Source organism: Ligilactobacillus sp. ESL1201 (assembly GCF_058503265.1).
Genome location: NZ_CP196362.1, coordinates 658,861 through 673,797, shown reverse-complemented (window position 1 = coordinate 673,797; position 14,937 = coordinate 658,861). Strand labels below are relative to the sequence as shown.

The following is a 14,937-nucleotide window of genomic DNA, read 5'->3' as shown; positions in this document are numbered from 1 at the left end:
CCTCACTTCGTCAGTGGAAAATGCGCGCGTAAGTAACTGGCTAGTGCATCGCGTAAAAACTGATCGCCAAAATAAGTGATCTCCCCGGTAATTTCCAGTGTGGGAAAAAAGGGAGCAAACACGTAATTATCTACCATTCCCACCTCATAATGAGCACCTAGATCAAGGGGCTGGCCCTGGTACAAAACCTGTTTAGTTTCTTGCTGGTATTTTAATCCCTGGTACACCAGTTCGCCAAACTGTTTGCCCCGAAAACCATTTCCCTTAACGACTGCATGCCTCAAATAACGCCGATTTTTTTCCATTTCGCGCACTAAGCGCCATAAATTATAGCCCGTCAGCCGAACCCTGATCATGCGCATCGGATGGGGTAATAACTGGTGTAAGTCTTTTTTAGTAACTATTCCCTTTTTTAAATTTCCTAAAAATAACCCCGCATTTAAGATCACACTGTCCGTTTGCGTGACTTTGCCCACGGCTTTTAATCCCAATTGGATCAAAGGAGAATTACCACTCAAAGAAATCGGATAATCTCGTTGTAACAACGCCACTTTTTGTTGTGCTAACAGTTCTTCTCCCTGTTTTTGCCACGCAGTAACTTGTTTTGTATCCTCGGGTAGTGCAGGCAAATCTGCGGTCGCAAACGTCTGCGCGCTTTTACGGGTTATTTTGTGATCGCGCAACTCAATTTCTACTCGGCCCACGTACTGACCCCATTTTCCCGCCGCGCAGATCAACGTGCCGTGAGCCATTTCACCTCGAGGTAACAAACGGTGACTATGCCCACCTATGATCAGGTCAAATTCAGGATACTGCTGGGCCAAATAACGATCGGTATCGATGCCCAAATGTGAGATCAAGACCAAAACGTCGACTTGTGGACGGACTTTTGCCAACAATTGGGGTAAAACCTGATCGACCGCCAAGGTTTGCCAGTCATTCATCAAATATGTCGGTCCAAAAGGAGCGGTACAACCCAACAACCCGACTTTAGTCCCCTGAGGACTGATAATAATTTTAAAATCTTGGCTCCAGTCCGGAGTCTTTCCCGTCCGCAAGTCAACTAAATTATTCAAAATTACCGCAAAATTAGCATCCTGGTACAAGTGATCTAACTCTTCGTGGGAGTTACCGATCCCCTCGTTGTTGCCGATCGTGACCGCGTCATAACCCGCTTGATTCAATAACGAGACGTTAGCTTGTCCCGCAGTCGCTTCCGTTAACGGATGGACTCGGTCTAACGCATCGCCCACATCAAGTGTCACCACTAACTGACCCTGTGCGGTCAATTCCTGGCGCGTCTGGACCAAGTAACGCTGGAGCGGTGGCCAATTTTCAAAATGCGAGTGCAAGTCATTAGTATGTAAAAACGTAATTTTTTCACCAGTCATTTATTATCCAGTTACCTTCTTTTTTGATAATCGATTTTCTTTTGTACTACCATTTTAACGATTTGGCTTTGCGAAAACGGCGTGCCAAATGCCGGACGTGCAGCCCCCAGGTAATCACCCTCCGGAGTGTCTACACCAACGTTAATGTTATTTTCCAAGTTGACCGCATTATGATGAATGTGACCGTGCAAGTTAATGCCGTTAGGCGAGATTCCCAAAATCAACGGGTAGTGTGTCAGGAAAAACTGATAGTGGTCAAATTTAATGATCACCCCGACTTCATGCCAGCTAAACTTAGCCGGTGTTTGTGGCGGCATATTTTTGAGCAAGAATTTTAGCAGCGCCCGGGAATCGTGATTGCCCTTAATGAAAATTATCCGTCCGTTGAGTTGCAACAAAAGTTCTAAGGCCTGTTGGTAACCTTCCCGGTTGGACTTAACGTGAGCAATGTCACCCAAATGATAGACAGTATCTGTCGGTTTAACGACCGCGTTCCAGTTAGCGACGATCGTCTGGTTCATTTGCGTGACCGTCAAAAAATCGCGCTGCGCAAAATTCATGTTATGTACTAAATGCTTATCAAAAAAATGCGTATCCGCAGTAAAATATAACATTGCCCCACATCCTTTTACTTAGATTTTACACTGATTAGTACCACAAAAAAAGGAGTTGCTCCAAAAAGCGGTTAGGAGCACGGGCAGACATTTAAGGAAGCCAAAAAAAGGAACCGGGATAAAATCACATCTCCCCGTTCCATTTCACATTTTTGTCAGTGGTCATTTTAATTGCATGCTCGAAATCATTTTTAATTTTGGGCTGGCTTTTTCAAACCAAAACCAACGTACAAGACTACAAACCACACGATCGCCATTACCAACGCTAACATCGTCGTTTTTTGCAACAGCATCACTATCCCGACAAATAACAAAAATCCTAAAACTAGGTAGTCGCTCACGGGATACAACGGCATTTTAAATTTTTGGAGTTGCTGGCCTTTTTGGTGCCGGTAAACTAAATGAGTCACCACGATAGCTCCCCAAATAAACAAAAAGCACGTCGTCGCGATACTAGAAATGAAAGAAAACAGTGTCGTATTTGAAATCACCATGTCAGCCACGACCGTCAGCAAAATGATCAGCGCGGAAAACAGTAGACTATTCGCCGGGACTTGGGTGCGTGATAGGGTACTCATTTTGCGACTAAATTTAGATTTACCACCATGAGTTAGGGTAAATAACATCCGCGCGGTGCTAAATAACGAGCTATTAGAAGCCGACAACGCGGCCGTCAAGACGACAAAATTAATGATCCCGGCAGCGGCTGGCACCCCGATATTTTTGAACACCTGCACAAACGGACTCGACGAAGCAGAAATGTCTTGCCAGCTGTAAATACACATTAGCGCCAACAACGACCCCACGTAAAAGATAATGATCCGCAACGGAATTTCGTTAATTGCCTTAGGAATGATCTTTTGGGGATTTTCAGTTTCAGATGCGGTCACGCCGACCATTTCGATCCCGATAAAACCAAAAGTCACCATTTGAAATGAGAGAATAAATCCCTTTAATCCGTGCGGGAAAAAGCCGCCATTGGTTACCAAGTTGCTGACCTGCGCCGTACCAGCCGGTGTTTTAACGTGAAAGACCACCATCACTATTCCAACGATAATCAACGCCACGATCGCGATGATCTTGATCAGCGCAAACCAAAATTCGGTTTCGCCAAACGCACTGACCGCGATCAGGTTCAATAACGTCAAAACCGTGATCGCCACTAACCCCGGCAACCAACGCGGTACGTGGGGAAACCAAAACTGAACGTACATTCCAGTCGCGGTGATGTCCGCCATCGCAATGGTGATCCAGCAAACCCAATAGGTCCACCCCGCTACCTTACCGATCCGTTTTCCCAGATAAAGCGTGATAAAATCGATAAAAGAAGTGACCTGCAAGTCCGATAGTAATAATTCCCCCATCGCCCGCATCAATAAAAAACAAACGACTCCGGCCAGCAGGTAAGCTAACACGATCGAAGGACCCGCTAGGTGAATTGAAGTGCCGGATCCTAAGAAAAGTCCGGTTCCAATCGTTCCCCCTAGCGCAATCAGTTGGACGTGACGACTTTTCAGTTGTCGTGAATATTCTTGCTTTTCAGCCATAATTTTCTCTCCAGTCAAAATAACTTGTGTTACAGCTAGTCTACTATTTTAATATCGATTAGTAAAATTCAATCTTCTCAGTTAAAGATGAATATTATTCATCAATAAACCAAAAAGCAGGACAAAACAGCTCACTACGCCTTTTGCCCCACTTTTTACTCAGTTCAAACTGATTTGATTTTGACTGACCCAACGATCAATTTCCGCTAAAAAGTTACTGAATTCTCGCTGCGCTTTAAACGAAGGAAAATCTCCTAACAAAATAGGTTGCGCTTGTTTACTACCCGCACCTTTTTTTTGCAACAACAATAATGATTTTTGGCTGTTAGGCGTGGCGAATAACTCGGCCGGTAAGTTCAACAAGCCCTGCAAGTAACTCACTTTTTGAATAAAATGTAACAAAGATTGCGCCTCAGTGGTCTCGAATAATCCCCGCGGCACGACCAATAGCGCACAACCACCGGCAGCCAAGGTATTCAGCACTTGTTCGATCAGTAAATGATGGGCATACGAATGCCCCGTCTGTGCGGCGGTCGCAAAATCACGTACCCGCTCGTCTAAAGGATAGTAGCCCACCGGCAGATCTCCGACTACTAAGTTAATCTCACTGACCGGGATCTGTCCTAACGCGTCTTGGTGATACAATTCGACGGGCGAAGCGGTCAGCTGGGCCATAATACTGGCGATCGTCAGTAAACGTGCGTCATTATCGACCCCCGTGCCGTTCACTTGTCGCCAGCCGTTAGCCTGGAGTTGCGTCATCAACGTCATTAACAAATTGCCAGTTCCTACCGTAATGTCCAGGATTTTTAATGGCTGCTGGGGCTGCGTTATTTTTTCTACCAAATATTCTACTAATAAGCCGATCGAATCCGGCGTCATCTGTTGGTTAGCCGCCACTTTTTGTTCGTGATAAGAACGCAACAATACCAACTGAACGAGTTGCCTCATTTCTAACGGGGTTAACTTGGCGGCCTGAATCTCATTTTTTAGCTGCTGCTCGTCAGGATCCTCACTACTATCGGCTAGTAAATTATCTGCCACTAATACAAACGCGTTCAAATAATCTTCGTTAGTCTTTTTTTGCACCACTTGAATTGCTTGTTCTAGCAAGTGATAAATTTTTTCTACTTCTGCAAACGCCACTATTTTCCACCTCAATTATTCAATCACTTCAGTCTACCACGAATAAACGGGGAGCAAAACTTTTTGAGTTACTCGTACTTTTACTTACTTTTCCACTCCGCAACCGTAAAAGTAAACTTTTTTTGATTGTTGAGGATCACAATACAGTGCTCTTTTTGGCGTTTAGCCTTTCCCAAATTAAAAGTCAGCGTCTCGTTATCATCCAACTCCTTAGCCTGAGCAAGATTGCGCATCGCCTGGGCTTGATTGTGCTGGGTGATCTCTAAATAGCTCGTACAACTTGTTTTGTAATACAAAATTTGGGCGGTAATTAAAAATCCAGCCAATAGTAAAATAGCCGTTGCCGAAAAAAAGACAAACCCGGAATTTTTCTGCTTCATTGTCCCACCGCTTTAGCTAAAGCCATCTTTTCATAAAATTTTTGACCGTGCATCGTAATATCAATAATCAAATACGGCTTTTCAACGTGCACGCTGCTGCGTTCGATCCCATAAAGTAAGGGCATATAACCCTCGCCACTGTCGCTTTGCATTACTAATTTGTCGGCGATACGCTTAATGTGATACTTCTTTTTTTGTGTCGCACTGTACAGGTCACGCGAGTTAGATTCGCAGTAATGTAAATCCAGCTGTTCGGACTGGAGTCCCGTCAACATTTGCTGCCACTGGTAACGATCAGAAGTAGTAGTTGCACTAAATTGCCGCTGCCGGTTCAATAAAAAACCACTCGCTAAATAAATAGTCAACAAACTAATAGCTAAAGCCACGATAGTTTCGACTAAAGTAAAGCCTTGGTTATTTTTACTGCACATTAAGCCGCATTTTTTCTCCGTTTTTTTCCACTTCAATTGTTGGCCTCACCTGCTCTTTTGTCCCTTGTAATTCGAGATTACTTTGACTGACCAGCTGCCGTGATAATTCCGCTCTTTGGTATAATCTTTGCTCTTGGCGGACAAATCGTTGCTGAATCGAAGCATACATGCCTAAAGATAACGTCATAATTCCCAAAGACACCATCGCATCGGCCAGTAGAAAGCCTTTATTATTTAATTTTTTCAACGTGATACTGTCCCCCATAGCCAACTTGAAAAAGCATCTGGTACTTTTCGTGTGACAGCTCTGAGACCCACGTGATCGTCTGCGCCTGGGTTCCACCATCCGCCGAAACATTTTCCTGTCGGTAATACCCATTAACTAGGCGTAGCGTTTTAGGGATCTGTAATGTTTTTTTCGTTTGTCCTTTAAAGATCACCCGGTCATCGAAAATTCTAAAATTACCGGGACGCCGATTTTGTTTAGCATAGATCACCAATTCCACCCAGTTTTGCCTAAATTGCCGCCAAAATTGCTTTTCGACTAGGTCTTTTCTTAAATAAGCGTTGGGTCCCAGTTGCATCAGTGCTATCAACGCGACGATCGCTAATACCACCGCCTCTTCTACCAACGTAAATCCCTGGTTTTTAGCGCCGCGCCTGCTAGTCATTGCCGCCCCCGATCGTTAATTTTCCCTTTTGGATCTGCTTTACTTGTGAATTTGTCAAATAGCCATCTTCTTTTAAAGAACCGATAGAAACCTCGCTAATATTGTCTAAGTTATGGTCGTTCATGTATAATTCTGCTTGTGAATTTAGTTCCGTTTGTAACGCCGAATTATTGACTTTGACCGCGTGTCCCCTTTGTCTGGTCACGTTGGGGATCACTATTAGGATCAATAAACTAATGATAAATAAAACGATCGCCATTTCGATCAACGTAAAACCGCTGCTGTTATTTTTCGCTGTTAGTATTTTCTTTTTCATGTTATAGTCCTCCAATACTTGAATAAAGCGGTAGTAAAATCACCAAATACGTGCCAATGATCACCAAGGCAACTACCAAGAATAACAAGGGTTGAACCCAAGTTAGCAAATGATCTACCTCGCGTAATAATTTTTGGTACGAAATTTGCGCAAAAATCAGTAATTCCTCGCTGAGTTGCTTTTTAGTATCACCGTTATTTAAAAAAAGCAGTAATTCATTGGGGATAAACGAATACTGTTGGATAAAGGCGGTAATTTCCTTACCGGATTCCAAGATCCTTTTTAGCTCCGCGCCTAACTGATAATACAGGGATTTTTTATCAAACCCTAGTAAAAAAACGCAGATCTGTCCGAGATCAAGACCACCCTTAAACAACAAAGCCAGGTTATAAGAAATAAAATAAGCACAGTAAGTGCGATAAACCTTGCCCAGCACGGGCAACTGCGAATACCACACATTGCGCGCCAACGTCTGTTGTTTTTTCCAGCGGTAAAAGACCCGCAACAAATACAAAAATAACACGGCTAATAAAAACCACAGCAGGAATTTCACCACTAAAAACCAGTCAATACCTAAATGCTGGTTGGTCGTAGTCGTAAACTGATTGATTTTGGGCATCAACCAGATCTTAATTGCCCCACATAATACGACCATTAACACCAGTAACATTAGCGGATATAATAATAATCCCTGTAATTTTTGTTGCTGCTGACGGGCATTTTCCAAAAAAGTCCCTAATTCCTTGACACTGCGATCCAAATTACCGTGTTGTTCGGCGATTTTTAACTGGTAGTAGGTGTTTTTAGAAAAATAACTCTTAACGGCCGTACTAAACGAATCTCCCTGATCCAAACTACGGATCATCGTGGCAATGTCTTTACGCTGCTTGACCAGCAGCGTTTGCAAATTTTGCAGGCTTTTTTGGAGGGAAAATCCTGCTCGCAACAGGTCCGCTAGCGTAGTTAAAAATTCCGCCTGTTGTTTCACGCTCCATTTTCGTTTACCCCGCCGCGTACTGGAGGTGAGTTTGGTGGTCGATCCACCCTTTTTGTTCGCAAGCTTCCAACTTAGTCGTCCATTCACTAGTCATTTCTCCCCTCTTTTTGGCTGTGAGCGTACTCCAAGAAGTGTCAGCTAACTCCAGTAAGTCAAATAACACCTTTTGCTGGTGGTCGACCGTACTGATCAGACGCTGATAAGAGATCAGCTGGACGGTTTGCTCCAATTCGTACCGGGAGATCCCTAGTTTAAGTAACCGTAATAAAACCCCATAAACATTTTGGGCGTGGACCGTGCTCAAGACTAAATGCCCACTCAAAGCGGCGTTGACCGCAGTTTTAGCAGTCTGTTCACTTCTGATCTCACCAATAATAAAAACGTCGGGGTGGTGGCGTAACGCAACCATTAGGAGTTCATCGTACGTCATTTGTGCCTTATCATTGACTTGCAACTGTAAAAAACTTGGCTCGTAAATTTCTACCGGATCTTCAATACTCATTACCTGTAATCCCGTCAGCCTCTTAGCAAAACTGTACATCGCCGTCGTTTTTCCCGAACCCATCGGCCCGGCAAATAAGATCAAACCTCTTTTTTGGCAAGCCGCGTAGATCCGTTCAAACTGGTCGGCGAAAAAATAACCACCGTGATGTTCGTAATTTTGGTAAAGCAACCTAATAACCATCGATTCCTGTCCTAAAAAAGTCCCGACGCAAGAAAAACGGCAGTTCAGACGTAATTTTTCGTCTTGATAAACCCAAGCCCCTAATTGTGGTCGCCGCTGATCGCTCAAACTCATTTCGGATTTAAATTTTAAAAAGTTGATGATCTGGCGCGCTGCCGCAAATGAAAGCTGTTGGTAAAAAACATTTTTAGTGCCGACACTAAAATTCACCCGGTAACCCGTTTCCTGCGGAAATAAGTAAATGTCGCTGGCGTGTTGTTTGATGGCCGCCCGAAAAATTTTACGGATCTGTTCTTCCATTCAAATCCCTCCTTTGCTTTAAAGATACGCAAAAAAAAGATTTTATTTTGGGGGAAAACAAAAAAAGAGCCTGAGACAAACATTTTTGTCTCAAACTCTTTTTGTGCTATTAAACGACTACTACTTAAACATCTGCCGTCGTATAAACTTCTGAAACGTCATCTTCATCTTCAAGATGATCGATCAGCCGTTGTAATTGTTCTTCCTTATCGGCTGGGACCGGCACCATATTTTTTGGCACCATCGTGATCTCAGCACTAGCTAACTCATATTTTTTCTGTAAGGTATCGCGCACGTCGGCGAAAGTTTTCGGGTCCGTATAAATCTCGAAAACTTCAGCAGATGTTTGCAAGTCGTCGCCCCCGGCATCGATCACATCTTCAAACATCTGGTCTTCATCGACTGTCAGATCCTGCCGTTCGATCGCGATGTAACCCTTACGGTCAAACATGAAGCTGACTGAACCATTTTCACCTAAATTGCCACCATTACGGTTAAAATCAGCCCGCACTGCCGAGGCCGTCCGGTTGCGGTTATCCGTCAAAGCATGCACTAAAATAGCTACACCGGCAGGACCATAACCCTCATAAGTGATTTCTTCGTAGTCAGCACCGTTAGCGCCGCTAGCCTTATCTAAAGCTCGTTTAATATTATCTTTTGGCATGTTAGCAGCCCGGGCTTTATCCATGATCAAACGCAATTGTGGGTTAGATTCAGGGTCAGGACCACTGCTTTTAGCCGCCATGTAGATCTCGCGTGAAATCTTTTGAAAAATTTTACCCCGTTTTGCATCCTGCGCATTTTTACGCCCTTGGATATTATGCCACTTTGAATGTCCTGACATTTTAAATACCTCTTTTCGAAAATTATTCACTAAACGTTAAAATCATAACAAATGATTAACGGTAACGCAACCTTTCCCGTCAAATCACTGCCAGTTAACGAACTAAACTACTTAGTAGAAGCCCGTTTGATGAAACCATACGGCAATTCGACCGCTTTTTGCGTCGGTTCTTCTTTATTCATCATCTTGGTCAACAACCGCATCGAAACGGCACCGATATCGTACAGCGGTTGGGTGATCGAAGATAATTTAGGGCGGACGATCTCGGCTAATTCGGAATTGTCGCTAGTTACGACTTCAAATTCGCTCGGAACCTTGACCCCGGCGTCCAGTGCACCATTTAACACCCCGGCAGCCAACTCATCGTCGGCCACAAAAGCCGCCGTCGCGTTCACTGACGACAAGGCTGGCCATAAGATTTCACCGGAACGATACTTATAATCAGTTTCAAAGACCAAGTTAGGATCGTATTTAATGTTATTTTTAGCTAAAACTTCTTGATAGCCTTTCAAACGATACTCGCCGTTGATTGGATCGGATAGAGGTCCCGAAATAAAAGCGATCCGCTGATTACCGTGATTGATCAATTCACTAACGGCTTCCTTAGTAGCTGCCCGGTAATCGATGTGCACACTTTCCATTTCATTTTGCTGATCGACCGTTCCTGCCAAGACGATTGGGGTCTTGGAACGTTCAAATTGCTTGCGCAGGTCCGCAGTCAAGTTATGGCCCATAAAAATGATGCCGTCAACCTGTTTGGCTAATAATGTCCCTAATACCTGAATCTCTTTTTCGCGATTGCCATCGGAATTGGCTAAAATGATATTGTACTTGTACATCGAAGCAATATCATCGATCCCACGAGCCAGCGAAGCAAAGTAAAAATTGGTAACGTCCGGGATGATCACGCCAACAGTAGTCGTTTTCTTGCTAGCCAGTCCCCGCGCCACCGCGTTTGGCCGGTAGTCGAGCCGGTCGATCACTTCTAAGACCTTTTTGCGGGTCGCAGGTTTTACGTTCGGGTTGCCGTTAACTACCCGGGAAACAGTTGCCATGGAAACTCCTGATTCTTTAGCTACATCGTAAATCGTTTTTGGTTTATTGTCGTCTTTATTCAGCATAACTTTTCCTTTCTTACTTCTGATCAGTTGGATTTTCATAGTTGTTTTCAACTAACAATTTCTAATTTAGCAAAGTTTTTCAGATAATGCAAACGTTTCACCTCAGAATATGAAATTTATTTTCAAGAAATTTTCACTCAAATGTGAACCACTACCAAATGTGCTATAATACATTCAAATAAATGGTAAAGGAGCGATTTTATGTCCCATCTGGCAGAAATTCAAGAATGGTTAGGTCAAAATCATTTCGATATTGCCTACATTAGTGATTATAAAACAATTCAGTACTTAACAGGTTTTAGCAGCGACCCGGTCGAACGAGTCCTCGCTCTGTTCATTTTTCCCGATCATGCACCATTTATCTTTGCCCCGGCCTTAGAAGTCGAGGCCGTCAAGGAAACCGGCTGGACGGATCCCGTTTACGGCTACTTAGACCACGAGGATCCATTTGCACTGATCCACGACCACATCGTAGCCATCAACGACGCCCCTATCAACTGGGCGTTAGAAAAAGGTAATCTGACGGTCACGCGTTTTGAAGCACTGGCACAGCAGTTTCCCGCCGCTAAATTTACTGGCAACTTGACACCGCTGATCGAACACATGAAGCTTTTTAAAACGGACGACGAACTTCACAAATTAGACATCGCTGGCAAGTGGGCCGACGAAGCTTTCAAAATCGGCTTTGCTGCCCTAAATCAACAACGTAGTGAACAAGACGTAGCCGCTCAAATCGAATACCAATTAAAATTAAAGGGCATCATGCACATGAGTTTTGATACCCTCGTTCAAAGTGGTAAAAATGCCGCTGAAGCCCACGGCGGTCCCCGTAAAACTTTGATCTCCTCTAACGAGTTATGCTTGTTTGATTTAGGCGTCGTTTACGAAGGCTATATTTCAGATGCCAGCCGGACCGTTGCTTTTGGCCCAGTTTCACAACGAGCTAAAGACGTCTACCAGGTCTGCTTAGAGGCCCAGTTGACTGCTCAACAAGCGGCTAAGCCGGGAATGTTAGCGGAAGAACTCGACCAAATCGCGCGTGATATCATTACTAAAGCGGGCTTTGGCGAATATTTCACCCACCGTTTAGGCCACGGCATGGGACAAAGCGAACACGAATTTCCGTCGATCATGGCGGGCAACAAATTGGAATTACAACCGGGAATGTGTTTTTCCATTGAACCGGGAATTTACATTCCGGGTGAGTTAGGAGTGCGGATCGAAGACTGTGTCCACGTCACTGAAACGGGAGTAGAACCGTTCACGCACACACCAAAAGAACTGCAAACAATTCCGCTGGCATAAACAAGCTGCGGAAAGCGGCGCATAGCAGTTGCGAGCTAGCCTAGGCCAACGAAAAAGTCTGGACTTGACTTTTCGTTGGACGTAGCTAGATCAAAACTGTCGCTTTGCGGAGCGCAATTAAAACAAGCTGTGCGGCAAGCCGTTTAGTAGTCGTGGACTAAGGGCACGGCGGAATAAATCCTGTGGATTTGTTTTGTCGTGTGCTTATGGCCCTAGACTGCTGCTTTTTGGAGCACGATCAGTCTATTACTTGCGGAAAACAAAAAAGGAGACTGGGACAAAACTAAGTTTTGTCCCAGTCTCCTTTTTTATTTTTTCTACTACCATTTTAAACGTGAAAACTACCGTCCGGTTCAAAGATCCGCGTTAACTGTTGGTCTTTGATCTGTCCAAACTGGGACTTAACGTCCGTTGTTTTCTGTGCCTCAGTTAGATCCGTTTTCAATTCAGCAGTTGTCTTTTTGAGCTCAGCGACCGCCTGCACCGCGTCTTGACGCAACCACAATTTAGTTAATAAACAGGCCCCGGTAGCGGCGACGGCAAACCATACCCAATTTTTCATTTACTGCTCCTTATTCTTTTTCTTCTTTTTGCCAGCAAATTTAGTCGCTAATTTGGTACCTAAGCCTAAAATTGTCGACAATTTGCGCAGCCCGCTCAACTTATGAGCTGAATCATTTAGCTTGTTCACCTTAGCGCGCGTTGCATTATTCAGTGCGGAAACCGAATCACTGACATCTGAAATCGCCTGAAATAACGGGTCGATCGTTTTCACCTTATGATTTACATCTTGCAATAAATCATTAGTCTTGTCCAACAATTCGTTAACCTGATCTAACATCCCGTGAGCATCTGTAGTCAGTGTCGTAACCGTTTGTTTCACGTCCTTCAACGTTTTAGTGACTTGCACCAACACCGTGCAAACATAAACTACAAAAATTAATAAAGCAATTGCAGCGATCAAGCCAGCCACTCCGCCCAATGTCACATTCATCTCAAATTCCTCCTCGGATAAATCAAATAAGACTATCTTAAAAATTAGCTGCATCTTAGTTTGCAACGTCAATGTCTAACATATGATACAAAAAAAGCACCATGATTGCAATTTTTTGGTATGATAACAGTAATTACATCAAAAGAAGGTCAAGTTAATTGCAACTTATCAACCTCATCGCCGCTATTCAACTGCGGCGCTACAAGTTTAATATCATCGCCCATTATTTTGAACATTTTGATTGGGATAAAGCCATCAACTCATTCGTTCAAGTCGTGTTTTCACTGATCATCATCACCATTATTTTTTGGCTATTGAATTCACTGGGCAAGATGATCATTAAACGGAGCCTTAAAAAGAAGCCGCAAAACAGCAAACACCAGTATTTTTCGCAAAATAGGTTGGACACGATCTACACACTAGCACAAAATATTTTTCACTACGGTATTTTATTTTTTTACCTCTACGCCGTGCTTTCCATCCTAGGTGTTCCCGTCGGCACCCTACTCACCGGAGCCGGGATCATGAGCGTTGCTTTGGGCCTGGGTGCCCAAGGTTTCGTAACAGACGTCGTCACTGGCTTTTTCATCTTACTAGAAGAACAATTTGCGGTCGGTGAGTACGTTAAAATCGGCAACATTCAGGGAAATATTTATGCCATCGGTCTGCGCACGACCCAAATTCTCGGCGACGACGGAGCCTTACATTTCATTCCCAACCGCAGCATTACGATCGTCAGTAATTTTTCCCGCCACGACATGCGCGCCGTGGTCGACGTTCAAATCGATCCCAACGATGACCTCCAAAAAATTACCGCTTTAGTGGCGGAAGTCAACCAAAAATTAACGCCTAAATACAATGAGATCATCGCTACACCCCAGATCCTCGGAACCGTCGCTTTACCCAACGGCACCTACGTTTTACGCGTCAACATCACTACTAAAAACGGGGCTCAAGCTCAGATCCAGCGCACCTTTTTAGCCGCCTACATCAAAACTTTAGCGGCCGCTGGTTTCCACATCCCGGTTTCTCCGCTCAACTTGACGACTGGCAAATAGTCAGCGCTCGTTTTCATTAGCTAATTTTTGCATCCGCTGGGCCAAAAAGCCGGATAACGCGGTGATCCCCCGCTCAATCGCGGCTAGATCCGGCGCCATTTGAGAAGAGTGCAACGAATACGGGCTGTTGACGCCTAACCAACACATCGTCCCCGGGATCTTAGACATCAGGTAGCCAAAATCTTCTCCCGTCATGGCTGGCGGTGTTTCACAGTAAGCAACTTCCGGCGTGTTTTGCATATAAGCAATCAGGTCCGGGGTCGTCTGCGGGGCATTTTCAACCGCCAAGTAACCACCCTGTTCCAAGACTAAATCGTATTCACAAGCAAACGACGTCGCAATTCCTTGCGCGATTTGACGCACTCGTTGTTGAATTTTTTCGTTTAGTTCCTGGGTCAGGGCCCGGATCGTCCCGTCGATCTGGCACGAAGCCGCAATCACATTACCGGTCGTGCCCGCCGTAAAATGTCCGATTGTCACCACACCGGCCTTGATTGGGTCAATGTTACGACTGACGATCGTTTGCACTTGATCAATAAACTGCGCGCCACAGACTACCATATCGTTAGCCTGGTGGGGGTAAGCCGCGTGTCCACCTTTACCCTTAAACTGCAGGTGAATTTCACAGGTCCCCGCAAACAGCGTTCCTAAGCGACAGCCGATCGTGCCGGCAGGAAGACCGGGATTAACGTGCAACGCGTAAATTTCTTGGGGCATCCACGGATCCAAGACCCCGCTGTCATACATTTTCTTGCCCCCGTAAACATTTTCTTCCGCCGGCTGAAAGATCATCGTCAGTGAGACCGGCGGTTGTTGTTGTGCAAAATAACTCAGTATCCCTAATGCCACCGTCATGTGAACGTCGTGGCCGCAAGCATGCATCTGCCCGCTAAACTTGGACGCGTAAGGTAGTCCGGTTTCTTCCGTGACTGGAAGACCGTCGATGTCGGTGCGGTAGCCGATGGTTTTAGTATCGTCTTTTCCCGTTACGTGAACCAAGATCCCCGTTTTCCAAGTCTTGATCTCCAGATTTTCTTGAGGCATTTGGTGAATGATCTTTAGTAAAAATTTTTGCGTCTCAACTTCTTGCATCCCAATTTCTGGGATCTGGTGTAATTGTTGGTAGATCGTCATTAA

At 44.6% G+C, this 14,937-nt stretch carries 18 protein-coding genes; 2 read left to right on the top strand and 16 right to left on the bottom strand.

All coding sequences use genetic code 11. The annotated features are described in order from the left end of the window. Positions 1-2 precede the first annotated feature (2 nt). The 13 genes from ACSYSK_RS03380 to ccpA all read right to left on the bottom strand — a co-directional run bounded on the left by ACSYSK_RS03380 (position 3) and on the right by ccpA (position 10,443). The gene (locus tag ACSYSK_RS03380) at positions 3-1,391 is read right to left on the bottom strand and encodes a bifunctional metallophosphatase/5'-nucleotidase (RefSeq protein ID WP_491715524.1); all 1,389 of its coding nucleotides are present in this window, start codon (positions 1,389-1,391) and stop codon (positions 3-5) included. A gap of 11 nt (positions 1,392-1,402) precedes the next feature. Continuing rightward, a complete protein-coding gene (locus ACSYSK_RS03375; protein ID WP_491715523.1) occupies positions 1,403-2,005 on the bottom strand; it encodes a metallophosphoesterase in 603 nt (200 codons plus the stop codon). Between the two features lie 191 nt (positions 2,006-2,196). Then, positions 2,197-3,552 (bottom strand): amino acid permease, encoded by a 1,356-nt coding sequence (locus ACSYSK_RS03370; protein ID WP_491715522.1) that lies wholly within the window; start codon positions 3,550-3,552, stop codon positions 2,197-2,199. Between the two features lie 159 nt (positions 3,553-3,711). Further along, a complete protein-coding gene (locus tag ACSYSK_RS03365) occupies positions 3,712-4,698 on the bottom strand; it encodes a class I SAM-dependent methyltransferase (protein ID WP_491715521.1) in 987 nt (328 codons plus the stop codon). Positions 4,699-4,778: 80 nt separating this feature from the next. After that, a complete protein-coding gene (locus ACSYSK_RS03360; RefSeq protein ID WP_491715520.1) occupies positions 4,779-5,078 on the bottom strand; it encodes a hypothetical protein in 300 nt (99 codons plus the stop codon). Further along, complete coding sequence (locus ACSYSK_RS03355; RefSeq protein ID WP_491715519.1) at positions 5,075-5,509, bottom strand: competence type IV pilus minor pilin ComGF; 435 nt, start codon at positions 5,507-5,509, stop codon at positions 5,075-5,077. Before ACSYSK_RS03355 ends, ACSYSK_RS03360 begins: the two co-directional genes overlap by 4 nt. Then, entirely contained in the window at positions 5,499-5,756 is a 258-nt protein-coding gene (locus ACSYSK_RS03350; RefSeq protein ID WP_491715518.1) for a hypothetical protein, read from the bottom strand. Before ACSYSK_RS03350 ends, ACSYSK_RS03355 begins: the two co-directional genes overlap by 11 nt. Then, positions 5,740-6,180, bottom strand: a complete 441-nt coding sequence (locus tag ACSYSK_RS03345) for a prepilin-type N-terminal cleavage/methylation domain-containing protein (RefSeq protein WP_491715517.1) — start codon at positions 6,178-6,180, stop codon at positions 5,740-5,742. The genes ACSYSK_RS03350 and ACSYSK_RS03345 overlap by 17 nt, the downstream gene beginning before the upstream one ends. Next, positions 6,173-6,496: a prepilin-type N-terminal cleavage/methylation domain-containing protein gene (locus tag ACSYSK_RS03340; protein ID WP_491715516.1), complete on the bottom strand. Its 324-nt coding sequence runs from the start codon at positions 6,494-6,496 to the stop codon at positions 6,173-6,175. Before ACSYSK_RS03340 ends, ACSYSK_RS03345 begins: the two co-directional genes overlap by 8 nt. A 1-nt stretch (position 6,497) precedes the next feature. Next, on the bottom strand, positions 6,498-7,484 hold the full coding sequence (gene comGB, locus ACSYSK_RS03335) for a competence type IV pilus assembly protein ComGB (RefSeq protein ID WP_491715515.1): 987 nt from the start codon (positions 7,482-7,484) through the stop codon (positions 6,498-6,500). A gap of 13 nt (positions 7,485-7,497) precedes the next feature. Continuing rightward, complete coding sequence (gene comGA, locus ACSYSK_RS03330) at positions 7,498-8,478, bottom strand: competence type IV pilus ATPase ComGA (protein WP_491715514.1); 981 nt, start codon at positions 8,476-8,478, stop codon at positions 7,498-7,500. 124 nt (positions 8,479-8,602) lie between these two features. Further along, positions 8,603-9,322, bottom strand: coding sequence for a YebC/PmpR family DNA-binding transcriptional regulator (locus tag ACSYSK_RS03325; RefSeq protein ID WP_491715513.1), 720 nt, complete (start codon positions 9,320-9,322; stop codon positions 8,603-8,605). Between the two features lie 107 nt (positions 9,323-9,429). Then, on the bottom strand, positions 9,430-10,443 hold the full coding sequence (ccpA, locus tag ACSYSK_RS03320; RefSeq protein WP_491715512.1) for a catabolite control protein A: 1,014 nt from the start codon (positions 10,441-10,443) through the stop codon (positions 9,430-9,432). Between the two features lie 201 nt (positions 10,444-10,644). Here ccpA and ACSYSK_RS03315 point away from each other — a divergent pair, with 201 nt between their 5' ends. Then, a complete protein-coding gene (locus ACSYSK_RS03315) occupies positions 10,645-11,748 on the top strand; it encodes a M24 family metallopeptidase (protein WP_491715511.1) in 1,104 nt (367 codons plus the stop codon). A gap of 328 nt (positions 11,749-12,076) precedes the next feature. Here the strand turns inward: ACSYSK_RS03315 and ACSYSK_RS03310 are convergent, their stop codons facing one another. Together ACSYSK_RS03310 and ACSYSK_RS03305 are read right to left on the bottom strand one after the other, a co-directional pair. After that, positions 12,077-12,310, bottom strand: a complete 234-nt coding sequence (locus ACSYSK_RS03310) for a hypothetical protein (RefSeq protein ID WP_491715510.1) — start codon at positions 12,308-12,310, stop codon at positions 12,077-12,079. Continuing rightward, entirely contained in the window at positions 12,311-12,742 is a 432-nt protein-coding gene (locus ACSYSK_RS03305) for a DUF948 domain-containing protein (protein WP_491715509.1), read from the bottom strand. A gap of 158 nt (positions 12,743-12,900) precedes the next feature. Here ACSYSK_RS03305 and ACSYSK_RS03300 point away from each other — a divergent pair, with 158 nt between their 5' ends. Further along, complete coding sequence (locus tag ACSYSK_RS03300; RefSeq protein WP_491715508.1) at positions 12,901-13,800, top strand: mechanosensitive ion channel family protein; 900 nt, start codon at positions 12,901-12,903, stop codon at positions 13,798-13,800. Here ACSYSK_RS03300 and ACSYSK_RS03295 read toward each other — a convergent pair whose 3' ends face one another. Beyond that, positions 13,801-14,934 carry an N-acetyldiaminopimelate deacetylase gene (locus ACSYSK_RS03295; protein ID WP_491715849.1) on the bottom strand — a complete coding sequence of 378 codons (1,134 nt, stop codon included), beginning with the start codon at positions 14,932-14,934 and terminating at the stop codon, positions 13,801-13,803. Between the last annotated feature and the right edge of the window lie 3 nt (positions 14,935-14,937).